The following is an 18,587-nucleotide window of genomic DNA, read 5'->3' on the forward strand; positions in this document are numbered from 1 at the left end:
CCAGCAGCAACCCGGTCAGGCCAGCGTGGCCCAACCGGCACTGTTACTAGTGATTCACCACAATGAGGGCGCCGACCTGCACGCGTTCATAGAGATCGGTGACGTCGTCATTGGTCAGGCGGATGCAGCCCGACGATACGGCCTGGCCGATCGACCACGGCTCGGACGTGCCATGCACGCGATAGAGCGTCGAGCCGATATAGAGCGCGCGGGCCCCGAGCGGATTATTCGGGCCGCCTTCCATATAGGCCGGCAGGTCCGGAACGCGCTTGCGCATCTGCGGCGGCGGGGTCCAGCCCGGCCACTCGGCCTTGCGGGTGATCCGGTGCGTGCCGGACCAGGTGAAGCCGTCGCGGCCGACGCCAACGCCATACTTCATCGCCTTGCCGCCCTCGAGCACGAGATAGAGGCGGCGCTCGTCGGTCTCGATGACGATGGTCCCCGGCTTGTGGGACGTCTGGTATTCAACGATTTCCTTGCGGATCGGGCTGCCGCCGCGGGGGCTCGGCGGCGCGATCGACGCCTCGTCCACCCAGCTGCCAGTATTGCGGTCGTAAACCAGCGCGGCCGTGGCGGGCACGACGCTGCTAGCCGACAAGATAATCGACAGCCCGATTGCTATCGTTGACTTGATATTGAACATCTGACGACTTGGCCTCTGGAATAGATGGGCATTCGACTCGCCCACATGACAATTGCGGTTGCTTACGCGGTTTGTGTAATAGCGAAAAGAGGCGCATGCCCCGGAAACGCCACACTCGTGCCACCTTCGCCAAATTGTGTTGCTGGCAGGTTACAGTTGACGTTCACCAATCCGTGATCCGAGTGCCTCAACAGCATTGACAGGCAGCGCAACCCCTGCAATGGCCGTGGCGACATCACCGCGCGAGGGCCTCCATGAGCGAAGATCTGAAGCGTCAGGCAGCCGCCATGGCCCTGGCCGATGTGCGGCCTGGCATGCGCCTGGGCCTCGGCACGGGCTCCACGGCCCGCCACTTCGTCGATCTGCTCGGCGAAAAGGTGGCCGCGGGGTTCGACTGCATCTGCGTCCCCACCTCCGAAGCGACCGCCCGCCAGGCGCTGGCGCTCAACATTCCCCTGTCCGATCTCGAAACCCTCGACCGCCTCGACCTCACCGTCGATGGTGCCGACGAGATTGATCCGCAGCTCAATCTGATCAAGGGCGCCGGCGGTGCCCTGCTGCGCGAGAAGATTGTCGCGGCGTCATCCGATGCCATGATCGTCATCGCTGATACTTCCAAGCTGGTGACCACGCTGGGCGCCCGCTTTCCGCTGCCCATCGAGGTCAACGGCTTCGGCCTGGGGGCCACGCGCCGTGCCGTGGCCGAGGTCATGGCCAGCCATGGTGCCACGGGCGAACCCAGCCTGCGCGAAACCGCGCCGGGCACCCCCTTCGTCACCGATGGGGGACATCTCATCCTCGATGCTTTTTTTGGCCGTATTTCGCGGCCAGAAGCGCTGTCGCGCGACTTGCTCGACATCGCGGGGGTTGTACAGCACGGGCTGTTCCTCAAAATGTGCAAGACGGCTTATGTGGCGACACCGGATGGCGTAAAAACCCTGACGAGCGGCACGAACTGATGGATCGGGACACAATGGGTTTTTCAACGATGACCGGTATGATGACGCGCGCCAAGGCGCTGGTAGCTGTGGCGCTGAGCGCCGCCATTATCGCTGTGGCTGCCCCGGCAATGGCGCAGGAAGTGCCGCCCGAGCAACTGGCTCTGGCCCGCAAATATGTGGAACTCACCGATAGCGCCGGAGTCTACGAGATCACCCTCGTGGAAATCGGCATGGGCACGCTGAGCCAGCTAACCACGCAGAACCCCGAGCTGGCCGAAGAGATCGACCTGGCGATCGGCGCGGTCCTCGAGACCTATCAGAGCCGTAAGGGCGAACTGATCGACCAGTTCGCGCGCATCTATGCCACGCGCTTCACCGTCGAAGAGTTGCAGCAGATCGTGGCCTTCTACGAATCGCCCACCGGCCAGAAGCTGGCCTCGGCCAATATGGAGGTGAATTCCGATCTCCAGGCCGTGCTGCAGGTTTTCACCAACAACACCCGCTCAGAGTTCTTCGCCAAGGTTCGCGCCGAACTGCGCGCCAAGGGCTTCGAGGTCTGATTTGCCTCAATGCCTGCGCCTGCCACATGGCAGTACATCCGGCCCCGCCTTGTGCGGGGCCTTTTTTTATGCGAAGTGCCACCCGATATTCATCGCCATATGCCGATGATTGCAGAGGAGCCGTTCGATGACCGATAGCTATGATCTTGTTGTTATCGGTGCCGGCTCCGGCGGCGTCCGCGCCGCCCGCATGGCGGCTACCTATGGTGCCAGGGTCGCCATCGTCGAGGAGTTCCGTGTCGGCGGCACCTGCGTCATCCGCGGCTGCGTACCCAAGAAGCTCTATGTCTATGCCGCCCGCTTCCATGACCTGTTCGATGTTGCTTCGAGCTTCGGCTGGCAGGTGGATGCCTCCTTTGATTGGCCCACCCTGGTCGCCAACAAGGAAAGGGAAATCACCCGGCTCGAACACGCCTATACAGCCAATCTCGAAAAGCCGGGCGTCGAGATCATCCGGGACCGCGCCGTCGTCACCGGTCCCAATGGCGTGCACCTGGTCGGCCAGGACCGTGAGCTGACCGCCAAGTACATCCTGGTCGCCACCGGCGCCCATCCCTACATCCCGCCCATTCCGGGCGCGGAACTCGCCATCACCTCCAACGAGGCCTTTGACCTGCCGGCCCTGCCGCATTCCATCCTCATCGAGGGCGGCGGCTATATCGCGGTGGAATTCGCCACCATCTTTGCCGGCCTGGGCGTCAACACGACCATCATCTATCGCGGCGATTGCATCCTGCGCACCTTCGACGACGACATGCGTCGGGGTCTCGAAGCCGGACTCACCGATCGGGGCATCAGGGTCATCTATCAGACCACCATCAAGTCGCTGGCCAAGTCCGGCAACGATATTTCAGCCACCTTCAGCGATGGCGTCTCGGCGCCTTATGGCGCCGTCATGTTCGCCACCGGCCGTTCCCCCAACGTCAAGGGCCTGGGCCTGGACACGGCTGGCGTCAAGCTGACTGCCATGGGCGCCATCGCAGTCGACGCATATTCCCAGTCTTCCGTCCCTTCGATCTACGCCGTTGGCGATGTCACCGGTCGCGCCGCTCTGACCCCTATCGCCATCCGCGAAGGGGGCTATTTCGCCGAGACCGTGTTCAACAACAATCCCATGGCGGTCGATCACAGCCAGATCCCGACTGCAGTCTTCTCCGATCCCGAAATCGGCGTCATCGGTCTCACCGAGGCCGAGGCTGCTACCCATGGCGATGTCGATGTCTACCTCGCCCGCTTCCGCCCCATGATGAATACGCTCTCCACCCGCACCGAGCGGATGATTTTGAAGCTCATCACCGAAAAGGACGGCGGCAAGGTCCTGGGCTGCCACATCCTCGGTCCGGGCGCCGCCGAAATGATCCAGCTGGTCGCCATCCCCATGGGCATGGGCGCCAGCAAGGCCGATTTCGACCGCGCCATAGCGCTGCATCCCAGCGCAGCCGAAGAACTGGTGACCTTCAAGGCGCCAACCTACACCTATCGCGACGGGCAGAAGGTCGGGGGCTGAACCCGCGGCTCTCGCCCACGCGGCGCCTTGGCACGGCCCTACGACCAATCGCCACCCCGAATATCCTTGGCACCGCGCCTCCGCCTTGGTATTCCGCCCCCCAGCAGCCGTAACCTGCGTGAGCGAGACCCTGATATGACCACCTGGACCCCCGATAGCTGGCGCACCAAGCCGATTTCCCAGGTTCCCGCCTATCCGGACCCGGCCGCGCTGGCCGAGGCCGAGCGTCAGCTCGCCACCTTCCCGCCCCTGGTCTTTGCCGGCGAGGCCCGCGACCTCAAGGCGCGCCTGGCCGCCGTCGCCCGTGGCGAGGCCTTCCTGCTGCAGGGCGGCGATTGCGCCGAGAGCTTTGCCGAGCACGGCGCCGACCACATCCGCGACTTTTTCCGCGTCTTCCTGCAGATGGCTGTCGTGTTGACCCACGGCGCCTCCAAGCCGGTGGTCAAGGTTGGCCGCGTCGCCGGCCAGTTCGCCAAGCCGCGTTCGGCCGATACCGAGACGATCGACGGCGTCGAGCTTCCCAGCTACCGCGGCGACATCATCAACGACATCGGCTTCACCGAAAAGTCGCGCGTGCCCGATCCCGATCGCATGCTGCAGGCCTATCGCCAGTCGGCCGCCACGCTCAACCTGCTGCGCGCCTTCTCCATGGGCGGCTATGCCGAACTGACCCGCATCCACGAATGGACCGTGGGCTTCATGAAGGGCTCCAACTGGTATCCGCGCTACGAGGAAGTGGCGCGCAAGATCGATGACGCCATCACCTTCATGGGCGCGCTCGGCCTCACCCCCGACAACACGCCGGCCTTGCGCCAGACCAGCTTCTTCACCAGCCACGAAGCTCTGCTGCTCGGCTATGAGGAGGCGCTGACCCGCCGCGATTCCATCACCAATGACTGGTACGCCACGTCAGGCCATATGCTGTGGATCGGCGATCGGACCCGCCAGCCCGATGCCGCCCATGTCGAGTATTTTGCCGGCATCAAGAACCCCATCGGCATCAAGTGCGGCCCGACCCTGAGCAATGACGACCTGCTGCGTCTGCTCGATCGCCTCAACCCCACCGATGAGGCGGGCCGCATCACGCTGATCGCCCGTTTCGGCTCGGACAAGGTTCACGATCACCTGCCGCGCCTGATCGAGACCGTGCAGAAGGCCGGCCGCACCGTCGTCTGGTGCTCCGATCCGATGCATGGCAACACCATCAAGGCTTCGACCGGCTACAAGACCCGGCCGTTCGACCGCGTTCTGTCCGAAGTGAAGTCCTTCTTCGAAATCCACCGCGAGCTCGGCACCTATGCCGGCGGCGTGCATATCGAGATGACCGGCGACGACGTCACTGAATGCGTTGGCGGCGTCTCTGCCGTCACCGAGGCTTCGCTGTCGGATCGCTACCACACCTATTGCGACCCGCGCCTCAATGCCAGCCAGGCGCTCGAACTGGCCTTCCTCGTCGCCGAGGAAGTCCATGCCCAGAAGCCGCCGCGGCAGCATCTGGCCGCCGGCGAATAATTTGTCGCGGCGCATGAACCCGATGGCAGGCTGCGCGTTGCAGGATCAACGCGTGGCCTTCTATAATGCACCAGTCCTCGCATGGGTCCTCATGAAAGCCGCGTATGCCCAAGTCTCTGTTCCCTGCCGCCAGTGCTGAGGCGCGCGCCCGCCTTGAGCAGGACCCTACGCTCAAGCTGATCAACGACTTCGATTGGTCAACCAATCCGCTCGGACCCATCCCGGATTGGCCGGAGAGCCTCAAGGGCGCGGTCCGGCTGATGATGGTGGCTTCCACCCCCATGGTCATGATGGTCGGCGAGCGCGGCATCCTCATCTACAACAACGCCTATGCCGATTTCGCCGGTAACCGGCATCCGGAAATCTTTGGCATGCCCGCGATCGAGGCCTGGCCCGAAATCGGCGATTTCAACCGCGACAATATCGAGCGCGGCCTGCGCCGCGAATCCTGGAGCCTGCGCGACCAGGAACTGATCCTCAATCGCCACGGCCAGCTCGAATCGGGCTGGATGGACCTCCACTACAGCCCCATTGCCGACGCCGATGGCCAGTCCCTGGGCACCCTTTGCATCGTGCACGAAACCACGGACCGCGTGCTCGCCGAAAAATCTCTCGCCCGCAGCGAGGAGCGCCTGTCGCTTGCGCTCGACGGCTCGGGCCTCGTCGGCACCTGGGACTGGGATATCCACAACGACATCGTCACCGCCGATGACCGCTTCGCCAGCATGTACAATCTCGATCCGCTGCGCGCCGGCCTGGGCGTGCCCATCGCCGAGTTCATGGCCGCCATCCATCCTGACGACTTCGACCGCGTCAATGCGCAGATTGAGGTCGCCCTGCGCGATGCCACCCCGTTCCGCAGCGAATACCGGCTCGTTGCCACCGACGGCACCATAAGGTGGGTCATCGCCTCCGGTAGCCCCAGGCGCGGGCCCGATGGTGCACCGTCGCGGCTGCCGGGGGTCGTCGTCGACGTGACCGAGCAGCGCCGGATTTCCGAAGCGCTGGCCGAAAGCGAGCTGCGCTTCCGAACCCTGGCCGACACCATGCCGCAAATGGTCTGGTCGACGCTACCAGATGGCTTCCACGATTATTACAACAAGCGCTGGTACGAGTTCACCGGCGTGCCGGAAGGCTCGACCGATGGCGAGGGTTGGAACGGCATGTTCCATCCCGACGATCAGGAGCGGGCCCGGCAGGTCTGGCGCCATTCGCTTGAAACCGGCGAACCCTATCAGATCGAGTACCGCCTGCGGCACCGAAGCGGCGAATATCGCTGGACGTTGGGTCGCGCCTTGCCGATCCGCGATGCCGGCGGCCAGATCATCCGCTGGTTCGGCACCTGCACCGATATCCATGAGACAAGACTCGCCGCCCAGGAGCGCGACCTCGTCGCCCAGGAACTCAGCCACCGCATCAAGAACATCTTCGCCGTGCTGACGGGCATCATCAGCCTCTCGGCGCGCAGCCGCCCCGAGGTCAAGGGTTTCGCCGATGAACTGCGCCAGCGCATCTATGCCCTGGGCGAAGCGCACGATTTCCTCCGTCCCCACAGCCACATCTCGCGCCCGCCGGAAAACCAGGGCTCGCTCAAGTCGCTCATCGAACGTCTGATGCAGCCCTATCGCGCGGACGGCGAGGGTCGGCTCGCCTTCCACGGCGACGACGCCGAGATTGACGACGGCGCGGCGACGCCTCTGGCTTTGCTGTTCCACGAACTGGGCACCAATGCCGCCAAATATGGCGCGCTATCGACCCCCGGCGGCCGGGTTGACATTACCGGCCATCCCGATGGCGAGCGTTACCATCTGACCTGGAAGGAACATGGTGGTCCCACGATCGGCGGGGACGCCGAACTGAGTGGCTTCGGCTCGCGGCTCATCGCGCTCAGCATTGAAGGTCAGTTGCGTGGCCGCATGGAGCGGATCTGGGAGCCCGATGGCTTGCGGGTGGAAATCGACCTGCCGACCGACGCGCTGCGGCGTTCGGCACGGTTACCCCTGAACTAGCCGGTTGCCCCCAGCGCGTCAGGCTGCTCGAACAGGCGCAGGCGGGCAGGGGGCGTCGCTTCCCGGGCATCGTGCCGGGCAACCGCATAGACCAGCGCGGCACGCAGGTCGCGGTCCGTCACCGGCTTGGCCAGCACGCCCACCGTGCCGGGCACGCCATTGCCAAGTTGGGACGGGTTGGCGGTCATGAACAGCACGGTCACGCCATGCGTCTGCGCCAGGGCCTGCCCAATGCGGATGCCTGTGGGGCCATCCCTCAGGTTGAGATCGACCAGCGCGACATCCGCCTGTACTCCCAGCGCCAATGCCGAGCGCTCGTCCGGCGCAATGCCGACGGGCTTCAGGCCCATCTCCTCGACGACATGTTCGATTTCGGCAGCGACGAAGATCTCATCCTCGACCACCAGTATCCTGCGTTTCATCGCAAACTCTTCGTCGCACTAAGCCTTCTAGCCTCTAGGCAACTCGCGACGCGGCGCTCGGTTGCCTGCCGGCGCCCGTTCAGGGCTCCATCCAGCCAATTTGCGCGCAGGGGGTTACCAAACTCCCAACCCTGCCAGGGCAGCACTCTCCCCTTGCGGTAGTGGAGGGGAGGGCGCTATGGCAGGGCACCGATAGCCGCCCGCCCGCCCACCATCAGTTAGGCCCGCCCGTGACCGACCGCCTCCGAATTGCGCTTGCCCAGCTCAATCCCAAGGTCGGCGATCTCGTCGGCAACCTGGCCCTGGCCCGCGGTGCACTGGCCGATGCCGTCGCCGCCAAGGCCGATATCCTGCTGCTGTCCGAACTGTTCCTCACCGGATACTTCCCGGACGACTTGCTGTTCAAGCCTAAATTCATCGCCGATGCCATGCAGGCCGCCCGCGATCTGGTGGCCGACACCGCAGGCACCGATGTCGTCCTCGTCCTGCCCACCGTCTGGGTGGAGAAGACGGGACTGCACAACGCAGTCATCGTCGCCGAGAACGGCCAGATCATCGCCACCAGGCTCAAGCGCGAACTGCCCAATTCCGACGTCTTCTACGAGAAGCGCTATTTCGCCCCCGGGCCGCTGGCCGAACCCGTGCTGATCAAGGGCGTGCCGATCGGCATTCCGATCTGCGAGGATATCTGGCACCCCAGCGTCTGCGAGCATCTGGCCATGCGCGGCGCCGAGATCATGCTCTGCCCCAATGGTTCGCCCTACTGGACCAACAAGCAGCATATCCGCAAGGACCTGGTCCGCGCCCGTGTCGCCGAAGACGACGTGCCCATGCTCTATCTCAACCAGGTCGGCGGTCAGGACGAACTGGTCTTTGACGGCGCCTCGTTCGGCATGGAACCGGGCAACAAGCTGGTGTTCCAGGGCAAGTCCTTTGCGCCCGATTTCATCGTTTCCGACTGGGTCTGCGGCGACAATGGCTGGGTCTGCGCCCAGGGCGAGGTCACCGAGCTCACCACGACCGATGAAGCGCCCTGGCTGGCCTGCGTGCTCGGCCTGCGCGACTATGTCCACAAGAACGGCTTCAAGCAGGTCGTGCTCGGCCTGTCGGGCGGCATTGACAGCGCCGTGGTCGCCGCCATGGCCGTCGATGCCCTGGGCGCCGAAAACGTCCACTGCCTCATGCTGCCCTATCGCTACACTTCCGAGGCCAGCCTCAAGGACGCCAGGGATTGCGCCACGCGGCTGGGCGTGCGCTACGACATCGTCTCCATCGGCAATCCCGTCGACGACGCGCTGGTCGAACTCGCGCCCATCTTCGACAATCGCCCCGCCGACCTGGCCGAGGAAAACATCCAGTCGCGCATGCGCGGCGTCGTGCTCATGGCCGTCTCCAACAAGCTCGGCTCCATGCTGCTGACCACTGGCAACAAGTCTGAAATGGGCGTCGGCTACGCCACCATCTACGGCGACATGAATGGCGGCTACAACCCGCTCAAGGACATGTTCAAGATGGAGGTCTATCGCCTGGCCGAGTGGCGCAACAGCCACGTCCCGGGCGACTGCAAGGGGCCATCAGGCGAGGTTATCCCCCAGGCGATCATCGCCAAGGCCCCATCAGCCGAGCTGCGCCCCAACCAGACCGACCAGGACAGCCTGCCGCCCTATCCGGTGCTGGACGCCATCCTCAAGGGCATCGTCGAGGACGATCTGTCGATTTCCCAGATCGTCGCCCAGGGCTATGATCAGCCACTGGTCGAGCGCATCGAGCGTCTGCTCAACATCGCCGAATACAAACGCCGCCAGTCCGCCCCGGGACCCAAGCTGACCGTGAAGGCCTTCGGCCTCGGTCGCAAATACCCGATCACCAATGGCTACAAGGATCGGACGATCGGATGATCAGCCCCAATGTGACTGTTCGCTGGGCTCCGTCCCCCACCGGCCGCATTCATCTCGGCAATGCCCGCCCGGCGCTGCTCAACTGGTTCTATGCTCGCCGCCACGGCGGAAAATACGTCCTGCGCATGGACGATACCGATCTGGCCCGCTCCACCCGCGAGTTTGCCGACGGCATCGAGGTCGACCTCGCCTGGCTCGGCATCACGCCGGACCTGCTGGTCCGCCAGTCCGAGCGAACAGCGCTCTACGATGCCGCCCGCGACCGCCTGATTGCCATAGGCCGCCTCTACCCCTGCTACGAGACCGAGGACGAACTCAGCCGCCGCCGCGCCCGTGCTCGCGCCCTCAACAAGCCACCCATCTACGACCGCGCCGCGCTCAACCTGACAGCGGAGGACCGCGCCCGGCTCGAAGCCGAAGGCCGCAAGCCGCATTGGCGTTTCAAGCTCGATGGCCGCCCGGTGCATTTCGACGATCTGATCAAGGGACCGCAGACCGTCAACACCGCCTCTATGTCCGATCCGGTGCTGGTGCGCGAAGACGGCAGCTACCTCTATACGCTTCCCTCGGTCGTCGACGACATCGACCTGGGCATCAGCCACGTGATCCGTGGCGAGGACCACGTCTCCAATACCGGCACGCAGATCGAGATATTCGAGGCCCTGGGCGGCCCGGTCCCGGTCTTTGGCCACCATAATCTGCTCACCGACGCGCAGGGGCAGGGCTTCTCCAAGCGCCTTGGCAGTCAGTCCATCGCCGATTTCCGCGCCGAAGGCTACGAGCCGCTGGCCATATCAATCATGGCTTCGATCACGGGCACCAGCCTGCCCATCGAGCCCTACGAAACGCTCGACGAGATCGCCAATCGCCTGGATTTCTCGATGATCTCGCACGGTCCGGCCCGTTTCGACCCGGTCGAACTCGACGGCCTCAATGCCCGCCTGCTGCATACCCTGCCTTACGAGGGCGCTGCCGCACGGCTCAGCAGCCTGGGCCTCGAGGGCGAAGCCATGTGGCTGCTGCTGCGGGAGAACCTGCACAAGTTCGGCGATATCGCCGATCTCGCCAAGCTGGTCACCGGCCCGGTCATTCCTGTCATAGCCGATGAGGACCGCGATTTTCTCGCCCTCGCCAAGGCCCTGCTGCCTCCAGAGCCATGGGACGAGACCACCTGGTCAGACTGGACCAACGCCCTCAAGGCCTCGACCGGTCGCAAGGGCAAGGCCCTGTTCCTGCCGCTTCGCCTGGCGCTGACCGGGCGTCACGACGGCCCGGAACTTAAGTCCCTGCTCCCGTTGGTTGGGCGTACGGCGTGTCTGGCCCGACTACCCTGACCACCTTGTCGCCGAACTGCACCAGCCGCAGCTCGGTTTCCGCCTCCGCCTGAACTGGACGCGTCACCGGCGTTTCGCCGGGGCCCGCGGGGCGGGGACGCGGCAATGGCACATCCACGAGGACTGCCGTCTCCAGCGCCGCCTGGACGGGCACTTCGGCCGCCTGCACCGGCGCCACGCCGCGCGGGTCGCGCAGTGGCAGCGGGAATGTCACGCCCGAGACCTCGATCATCGTGCGGGTCGAACCATCGGCGCCGGTCGCCACGCTCAGCGATCCGTCCGATTTCGGCGCCACCTTGCAGTTGGCGCCCGGGCTGGTGTCCACTTCCTCGCGATAGCGGAACGCCGTTGGCAGCGCCGTATAGGGCTCGCCATACTGGTTGCGCATCTGCTCGGGCTCCTGGCCCGGATTGTCGTAGAAGTAGAGGTCGACGGCAGTCGTCGGACAGCTCTGCTGGCAGGTAATGGCGTCATTGCTGACGAAGTCGGGCATGGTTGCGTAGCTGATCGGCCAGAAGTAGCCGTCGCTCAGCCGCACGCAGACCGTGCGCACGGTCTGGTAGCCCTGGTAGCCCCAATAGTCGCCGCCATCGATCATCTGGCCATCGGTGAAGTCGCCCTGCGACGTGGTCCCGAAGATGCGGTCGAACACCGATTGCCGCTCGGTGGTGAAAGTGGCGCTGGAGCCCTGGTTGGCCCCGCAGCCGAAGCGCGCCATTTCCTGCAGGATCGCCTCGCGCTGCGCACCGACGGCATTGGCCGTTTCCACCTGCTGGGCCACAGCAGCCGCCACTTCCCGCAGGCGCAGCACTTCACGGCCGATCTGCCGGCATTGCTGCGTCAGCTGGCGCCCGGCCTTCGCATCGTCATTGCATCCGTCGCGGACATAGCGGCTTTCCATCGCCTGCACATCGCGCTGCGCCTGCTGCGCCGCCTGCGAATTGCCGCCCATCTGCTGGTAGGATGAGTTGTTGTCGAACTGGCGCAACGCCGCTTCGAGCTGGTAGCACTGCGCTGCCTGCGCATAGACCGTGTTCACGTCCAGCACCAGGCAGATCGCCGACAGCACCGTCAATACCAGGGCGCGCGCGCCGTTCCTGCCCAAGCTTCGAACAATCCTCCACGACGCGCCGCGCGCCGGTCCACCGGCCCTTAAGACATCGCTAGGACCGATTGCAACAGTATAGTGCCCAGGCGGGCGCCGTGGTAGCGCTGCAAGGTCACACAGTTGCGAGATTGCGTCGAGATGAAGCTAGCCACGCTCAGGAACGGCCGCCCCGACGGTCAGCTCGTCCTCCTCTCGGCCGATCTGAGTCGCTTCGTCTCTGCCGGCCGCATCGCGCCCACCCTGCAGTCGGCTCTGGACGATTGGGATATCCATGCGCCAGCCCTTGCCGCACTTGCCGCCCAGCTCGATGCCGGCGCCATTGCCGGCCAGACCTTCGATCCGGAACTCGCCCTGGCGCCCCTGCCGCGCGCCTATCAGTGGATCGACGGCTCCGGCTATCTCAGCCACCTCGAACGGGTCCGCAGCCTCAAGGGCAGCAAGGACGAGGAACTGCAGTCGGTCCGGCCTCTGCTCTACCAGGGCGGCTCCGATTCGCTCTCGGCGCCAACAGACCCCATAGTCGTGACCGATGCGGACCTGGCCATCGACTTCGAGGCCGAGGTGGCGGTCATCATCGGCGCGGTTCCCATGGCCGCCACCAAGGCACAGGCCGCATCAGCCATTCGCCTTGTTACCGTCTGCAACGACGTGTCGCTGCGCCGCCTCGTCGCCGATGACCTGCAGAACGGCTTCGGCTTTTTCCACGCCAAGCCCTCGACCAGCTTCGCCCCCATTGTCGCCACGCCCGACAGCCTCGGCAGTGCCTGGCGCGACAATCGCCTGCATCTGCCCGTCCGCATCGAGGTCAATGGCACCCTCTACGGCCAGCCCAATGCCGGTACCGACATGCATTTCGATTTCGCCGACCTCATCGTCGAGGCCGCTCGCACGCGCCGCCTCGCCGCCGGCACCATCATCGGGGGCGGAACCGTCTCCATCCGGCATGACGAATCCCTGCCCATCAAGCGCGACGGTATCGGCTTTGCCTGCATTGCCGAGGCCCGCACGGTCGAAAAGCTCAAATATGGCCGCGCCCGCACGCCCTTCCTCAAGCCGGGGGACGTCGTTCGCATTGGCGCCGTCGCCACTGATGGCAAATCGGTTTTCGGCGACATCCTTCAGACCGTGGCACTGACCTGACGCTGCTAGGCTAACACCTTGCAAATCTTGATAACATTCCCGTGTGAACGTTGGGTGCGTCGTTTTGGCATGCCACTCTGCCGCCATACCGGGCCGTCCGGTTCGTCGCTGCAATGCTCGTTGAGGGTGCACTCATGTCGATCAAGACGATTTCTGCCATGGCGATTGCTGGCCTGCTCGCCATTGGCGCCGTCGCCACTGTGGCGCAGGATGCGTTTGTAGCGCCCGCCACGCCTGAGGAGGCTGTTGCCGCTCGCCAGGCCCTGATGAAGGAGGATGGTGGCATCATGCGCGGTCTGGGCGGCCTTTCAGGCGCCGAAGCCGTCGCCGCCCTCAATACCGTCCTTACCAACTACACGCACATTCCCGATCTCTTCCCCGAAGGCTCCATTGTCGGCGACAGCAAGGCCCTGCCGGCCATCTGGGAAAACTGGGACGCTTTCACCGCCATTGTGGACACCGGCAAGACCGCGGCGACCGAAGCCATCGCCGCGGCCGAGGCTGGAGACGCCGAAGCCTATGCCGCCGCCCTCAAGACCCTGGGCGGCACCTGTGGCACCTGCCACCAGCAGTTCCGCAGTTAGTTCTAATCGCCTCCAAAGCGATTGGCGGCCCGGTGGGGCCGCCTTTTTTTGCCTGGGGCTTGCTTTCCGCCCGGCCTCCGGTCAATCATGCACGCCATGAAGACCGGCATCATTCTGATTAACCGCTGCATTATTACCTGCTAACCAACAGTTGGCGGCGCGGTCTTCTTCATCCTGATTTCTGATACCCGAAGAGCCCGTCTGCCAGCGCCCATCCGCATGGCCAGGATTTTTCGACGATGACTTCGGGCACACCGCAAATCACGCTCTACAACACGCTCACCCGCACCAAGGAGCCGTTCCGGCCCATCGATGCGAACAATGTGCGCATGTATGTCTGCGGACCCACGGTCTATGACTTCGCCCATATCGGCAATGCCCGCCCGGTCATCGTCTTCGACGTGCTGTTCCGCCTGCTGCGCCAGGTCTATGGCGCCGATCACGTCACCTACGTCCGCAACATCACTGACGTCGACGACAAGATCAACGCTCGCGCCCTGCGCGACTACCCCGATCTGCCGCTCAACGAAGCCATCCGCAAGGTCACCGAAAAGACCGAGGCCCAGTTCCTCTCCGATGCCGAGCGCCTCGGCAACCTGCCGCCGACCTGGCAGCCCCGCGCCACCGACAATATAGCTGAAATGCAGGTGTTGATCGGCAACCTGATCCAGCGCGGCCACGCCTACGAGGCCAATGGCGAAGTGCTGTTTTCGGTCCAGTCCATGCCGGACTATGGCCAGCTTTCCGGTCGCAACCTCGAGGACAACCTCGCCGGCGCCCGCATCGCCGTCGACGCCCACAAGCGCAATCCGGCCGATTTCGTGCTCTGGAAGCAGTCCAGCGTCGAAGAGCCCGGCTGGGACAGCCCCTGGGGCCGCGGCCGCCCCGGCTGGCACATCGAGTGCTCTGCCATGAGCGAGCGCTACCTCTGGGACGAGATTCGGGACAAGCTATCGCCCGAAGCCCATAGGCATCCCCACGCCTTCGACATCCACGGCGGCGGCCTCGACCTCATCTTCCCCCACCACGAAAACGAAATCGCCCAGTCCCGCTGCGCCCACGGCACCCACGCCATGGCCAACATCTGGATGCACAACGGATTCTTGCAGGTCGAAGGCCAGAAGATGTCCAAGAGCCTGGGCAATTTCTACACGATCAGCCAACTGCTGGACTCGGAAGACTTCGGCGGCCGCAAATGGCCGGGCGAAGTCCTGCGGCTGGCCATGCTGATGACGCACTATCGCGAGCCGATCGATTTTTCAGTGGCCCGGCTGGAAGAGGCAGACCGCATGCTTCGCAAGTGGGCCCGGGTTTATGTTCAGTCATCTGACGAGTGCTATCTAGCTGATTGGGCAGTTGAAGCCTTAGCTGATGACCTGAACATTTCTGAGCTATGGGCGAGGTTGCACTCCTTGGCTCGACAAGCGGAGCAAGATGCGTCCATCGGACGCGACGTAACCGCAACCTTAAACGCCCTTGGGTTCAAAGGCCTGTTTCTGAAGTTGTCGGGTGCGCCGGGAACCACGGACGGCGAAGATTCGGCGATAGAGGCACTGGTCACCGCCCGCCTCGCCGCCCTCAACGCCAAGGACTTCGCCAAGGCCGACGCCATCCGCAACGAACTCGCCGAACAAGGCATCGCCCTGATGGACTACAAGGACGAAAACGGCGAGCGCCAGACCAAGTGGGAGGTCAAGCGATGACGCCGCAGTCCAAATCCCTCACCGGCGGCTGCCAATGCGGTGCCGTGCGCTTTCGCGTCACCCGCCTGGGCCGGCCCTCGATCTGCCACTGCCGCATGTGCCAGAAGGCCTTCGGCGGCTTCTTCGGCCCGCTGGTCACCGCCTACAATGCCACCTGGACCCGTGGCGAGCCAAAGTGGTTCCAGTCCTCCAACGCCGCCCGCCGCGCCTTCTGCGGCGATTGCGGCACCCCGCTCGCCTATGAAACCCGCTTCGGCCTCGAACTGGCGATCGGCGCCTTTGACGACCCAGAAGTTGCCGCCCCGGTGATCCAGGTCAATCTCACCGACAAGCTCAGCTTCTTCGACGGCCTGACCGCGCTGCCGGCCCGCACCGAAGCCAGTGACGAGTGGCGCGACTTCCTCGCCGGCATCCACTCCAACCAGCACCCCGATCACGATACGGCCGACTGGCCGCCCAAGGGAGGCGACAATGGCTGAAACCTGGTCCGGGGGCTGCCAGTGCGGCGCCGTGCGCTATCGCTTCACCGCCAAGCCAGGCGGCGCCCATATCTGCCACTGCCGCATGTGCCAAAAGGCCTTCGGTGGCTTCTATGCGCCGCTGGTGGGCGGCCCGCGCGACACCTTCGAGATCACCCGCGGTGAGCTCGGCATCTTCCTGTCTTCCGATCAGGCCGAGCGCGGCTTCTGCGCCCGCTGCGGTACCCCGCTGACCTTTGCCTATCGCGACGGCAACTGGATGAGCGTCTCCATCGGCTCGCTCGATAATCCCGAGGCCTTCCCGCCGGTCGATCAGCACGGGGTGGAGAGCCGGCTGAGCTGGGTCAACGACCTGGGGCATCTGCCGGACCGGCAAAGCACCGAGGCCGAGGCGCCCGACACCGCAGCCTTCATCAAGTCCACCAATCACCAGCATCCCGACCACGATACCGATCGCTGGCCCCAGGCGGTTGGCCCGGGCCAGAGCCAGAAAACGAAGTAGCGTCCATGTCCAAAGACCGCCTCTATATCTTCGACACCACCCTGCGCGACGGGGCCCAGACGGCCGGCATCGAGTTCTCCCTCGAGGACAAGATTTCCATTGCCAGCCTGCTGGAGGAGCTGGGCGTCGACTATATCGAAGGCGGCTATCCCGGTGCCAATCCGGTCGATACCGAGTTCTTCGACCAGCGCCGCACCAAACGCGCCAAATTCACCGCCTTCGGCATGACCAAGCGGGCAGGGCGCTCCGCCGCCAACGACCCCGGCGTGCAGGCCCTGCTGAACTCGCAGGCCGACGCCACCTGCTTTGTCGCCAAGACCTGGGACCACCAGGTCAAGGTCGCGCTCGAAATCACGCTCGAGGAAAACCTCGAAAACCTGCGCGACACCGTCGCCGCCGCCGTCGCCTCGGGCAAGGAAGCGCTGATCGACTGCGAGCACTTCTTCGACGGCTTCAAGGCCAATCCGGACTATGCGCTGGCCTGCGTCAAGACCGCCCTTGATGCCGGCGCCCGCTGGGTTGTGCTCTGCGACACCAATGGGGGCACAATGCCCTCTGAGGTGACGTCAATTGTTAGCAGTGTGCTGACAGTTTCGCCCGGTTCGCGACTTGGAATTCACGCGCATGACGATACCGGCCAGGCCGTCGCCAACACGCTGGCGGCCGTGGAGGCGGGCGTCCGCCAGATCCAGGGCACCCTCAACGGCATCGGCGAGCGCTGCGGCAACGCCAATCTGATCACACTTATTCCCACCCTGGTTCTGAAGCCTTATTATGCCGAGCGGTTCGAGACCGGCATCGACGCCACGCGCCTCCAGCGCCTGACGCAGATTTCGCGCGCTTTCGATGACCGGCTCAATCGCGCCCCGTTCAAGCAGGCGCCCTATGTCGGCGCCTCCGCCTTCGCCACCAAGGCCGGCATCCATGCGTCGGCGTTGCTCAAGGACTTCTCGACCTATGAGCATATCCCGCCCGAAAGCGTCGGCAACGAGCGCTCCATCATGGTCAGCCAGCAGGCCGGCAAGTCCAACCTGCTGACCGCGCTCGCTCGCCACGGGATCGAGCTCAGCAAGGACGACCGCCGCCTCGAAAAGCTCCTCGCCACCGTCAAGGAACGCGAATCGCGTGGCTACTCCTATGATGGCGCCGATGCCTCCTTCGCCGTGCTGGCGCATGAAGTCCTCGGCACCTTGCCCAGCTACTTCACCGTCGAAAACTACCGCGCCAGCGTCGAGCGCCGCCACAATGCCCAGGGCGAGGAGATCACCGTCACCGAAGCGGTGGTGAAGATCCGCGTCGAGGGCGAGTTGCTGATGTCGGTTGCCGAGGGCAACGGCCCGGTCAATGCGCTGGATCTGGCCATGCGCAAGGACCTCGGCAAGTATTCGTCCCGCATCGAGGATCTGGAACTGGTCGATTTCAAGGTGCGTATCCTCGACGGCGGCACGGGCGCGGTCACCCGTGTACTGGTCGAAAGCCGCGATGGCTCGGGCGAGCGCTGGTATACGATCGGCGTTTCTCCCAACATCATTGATGCGTCCTTTGAAGCTCTGTATGAATCGATCACCTACAAGCTGTTGAAGACTGAAGCGGCGCAGCGGACGACAGAAAAAGTGGCTTAACCGGGTGGTCCGTCCGCTGGACGACTGCCGCAATGGTCCTGGAGGACAAACTGGCCGAAACCGCTCCGAAAAAACCTCTTGCGCTCACCCTTGGGGCGGCGGCGGTTACCCTGGCAGTCATCATCGGTGTCCTGGCGGGTCCGTCCGTCGTCACCTGCTTCAATTCTCCTGATGGCATGGGCGTTTGCCTGCGCGGCAAGATGACCGATGCCGGCATCTTGCCAAGGCCGGCGGCCGTGGCCACGACGGAGGCCGACGCGCCGGCGACCGAGCAGGTCGCCGTCGTTGAACCCAGCGCCGAGACTGCAGTGGGCGAACCCGCTCTGGATGTCACTCCGGCGCCAGAGGTGCCCGATGACCTGATCGCAGCGACGTTCGGCCTGCTCCGCGCCGAGCCCGATGGCTCGGTGGTCATCGCCGGCAGCGGCACGCCGGGGACCGAGGTCGAGGTTTATTCCGGCGAATCCCTTTTGGGCCGGGCCACCGTTGAATCGAGCGGCGACTGGGTCCTCGTGCCCGATGCACCCATCCCTCCGGGCGGCACCGAAATCACCCTGGCCGAAGCCGGCAAGACCGGCCGGGCAGCGCAGTCATTCGTGGTCGTCATCAACGACGACAAGGCC

Annotated in this window: 16 protein-coding genes and 1 pseudogene; 14 read left to right on the top strand and 3 right to left on the bottom strand. The window is 64.5% G+C overall.

Features of this window, described 5'->3' with window-relative positions; translation table 11 throughout:
* Positions 1–46: 46 nt before the first annotated feature.
* Positions 47–643 (bottom strand): L,D-transpeptidase, encoded by a 597-nt coding sequence (locus tag IH615_RS22080; protein ID WP_291365466.1) that lies wholly within the window; start codon positions 641–643, stop codon positions 47–49.
* A gap of 254 nt (positions 644–897) precedes the next feature.
* On the opposite strand from IH615_RS22080, the gene rpiA reads away from it, so the two are divergent.
* The 5 genes from rpiA to IH615_RS22105 all read left to right on the top strand — a co-directional run bounded on the left by rpiA (position 898) and on the right by IH615_RS22105 (position 7,172).
* Entirely contained in the window at positions 898–1,602 is a 705-nt protein-coding gene (rpiA, locus tag IH615_RS22085) for a ribose-5-phosphate isomerase RpiA (RefSeq protein WP_291365468.1), read from the top strand.
* A gap of 14 nt (positions 1,603–1,616) precedes the next feature.
* Positions 1,617–2,144 carry a DUF2059 domain-containing protein gene (locus tag IH615_RS22090; protein ID WP_291365470.1) on the top strand — a complete coding sequence of 176 codons (528 nt, stop codon included), beginning with the start codon at positions 1,617–1,619 and terminating at the stop codon, positions 2,142–2,144.
* Positions 2,145–2,271: 127 nt separating this feature from the next.
* Positions 2,272–3,651 carry a glutathione-disulfide reductase gene (gene gor / locus IH615_RS22095; RefSeq protein WP_291365472.1) on the top strand — a complete coding sequence of 460 codons (1,380 nt, stop codon included), beginning with the start codon at positions 2,272–2,274 and terminating at the stop codon, positions 3,649–3,651.
* Positions 3,652–3,786: 135 nt separating this feature from the next.
* Positions 3,787–5,163, top strand: a complete 1,377-nt coding sequence (locus IH615_RS22100; protein ID WP_291365474.1) for a class II 3-deoxy-7-phosphoheptulonate synthase — start codon at positions 3,787–3,789, stop codon at positions 5,161–5,163.
* 104 nt (positions 5,164–5,267) lie between these two features.
* Positions 5,268–7,172, top strand: a complete 1,905-nt coding sequence (locus IH615_RS22105) for a PAS domain-containing protein (RefSeq protein ID WP_291365476.1) — start codon at positions 5,268–5,270, stop codon at positions 7,170–7,172.
* Here IH615_RS22105 and IH615_RS22110 read toward each other — a convergent pair.
* Positions 7,169–7,594: a response regulator gene (locus IH615_RS22110; RefSeq protein ID WP_291365478.1), complete on the bottom strand. Its 426-nt coding sequence runs from the start codon at positions 7,592–7,594 to the stop codon at positions 7,169–7,171. The genes IH615_RS22105 and IH615_RS22110 overlap by 4 nt on opposite strands.
* Before the next feature lie 230 nt (positions 7,595–7,824).
* Here IH615_RS22110 and IH615_RS22115 point away from each other — a divergent pair, with 230 nt between their 5' ends.
* Both IH615_RS22115 and gltX read left to right on the top strand, forming a co-directional pair.
* Positions 7,825–9,492 carry an NAD+ synthase gene (locus IH615_RS22115; protein WP_291365480.1) on the top strand — a complete coding sequence of 556 codons (1,668 nt, stop codon included), beginning with the start codon at positions 7,825–7,827 and terminating at the stop codon, positions 9,490–9,492.
* On the top strand, positions 9,489–10,826 hold the full coding sequence (gene gltX / locus IH615_RS22120; RefSeq protein ID WP_291365482.1) for a glutamate--tRNA ligase: 1,338 nt from the start codon (positions 9,489–9,491) through the stop codon (positions 10,824–10,826). Before IH615_RS22115 ends, gltX begins: the two co-directional genes overlap by 4 nt.
* Here gltX and IH615_RS22125 read toward each other — a convergent pair.
* A complete protein-coding gene (locus IH615_RS22125) occupies positions 10,771–11,931 on the bottom strand; it encodes a DUF2865 domain-containing protein (protein ID WP_291365484.1) in 1,161 nt (386 codons plus the stop codon). The genes gltX and IH615_RS22125 overlap by 56 nt on opposite strands.
* Before the next feature lie 141 nt (positions 11,932–12,072).
* Here IH615_RS22125 and IH615_RS22130 point away from each other — a divergent pair, with 141 nt between their 5' ends.
* The 7 genes and pseudogenes from IH615_RS22130 to IH615_RS22160 all read left to right on the top strand — a co-directional run.
* Complete coding sequence (locus tag IH615_RS22130; RefSeq protein ID WP_291365486.1) at positions 12,073–13,074, top strand: fumarylacetoacetate hydrolase family protein; 1,002 nt, start codon at positions 12,073–12,075, stop codon at positions 13,072–13,074.
* Between the two features lie 134 nt (positions 13,075–13,208).
* Positions 13,209–13,658, top strand: coding sequence for a cytochrome c (locus tag IH615_RS22135; RefSeq protein WP_291365487.1), 450 nt, complete (start codon positions 13,209–13,211; stop codon positions 13,656–13,658).
* 239 nt (positions 13,659–13,897) lie between these two features.
* Positions 13,898–15,361 carry a cysteine--tRNA ligase gene (gene cysS, locus IH615_RS22140; RefSeq protein ID WP_291365489.1) on the top strand — a complete coding sequence of 488 codons (1,464 nt, stop codon included), beginning with the start codon at positions 13,898–13,900 and terminating at the stop codon, positions 15,359–15,361.
* On the top strand, positions 15,358–15,840 hold the full coding sequence (locus IH615_RS22145; protein WP_291365491.1) for a GFA family protein: 483 nt from the start codon (positions 15,358–15,360) through the stop codon (positions 15,838–15,840). The genes cysS and IH615_RS22145 overlap by 4 nt, the downstream gene beginning before the upstream one ends.
* Positions 15,833–16,342, top strand: a complete 510-nt coding sequence (locus tag IH615_RS22150) for a GFA family protein (protein WP_291365493.1) — start codon at positions 15,833–15,835, stop codon at positions 16,340–16,342. The genes IH615_RS22145 and IH615_RS22150 overlap by 8 nt, the downstream gene beginning before the upstream one ends.
* Before the next feature lie 5 nt (positions 16,343–16,347).
* Entirely contained in the window at positions 16,348–17,964 is a 1,617-nt protein-coding gene (cimA, locus tag IH615_RS22155) for a citramalate synthase (protein ID WP_291365495.1), read from the top strand.
* 32 nt (positions 17,965–17,996) lie between these two features.
* Positions 17,997–18,587 (top strand): annotated as a pseudogene (locus IH615_RS22160) (hypothetical protein); the annotation flags it as partial.

The sequence above is a fragment of the Devosia sp. genome (assembly GCF_014860165.1).
Classification (GTDB): Bacteria; Pseudomonadota; Alphaproteobacteria; order Rhizobiales; family Devosiaceae; genus Devosia.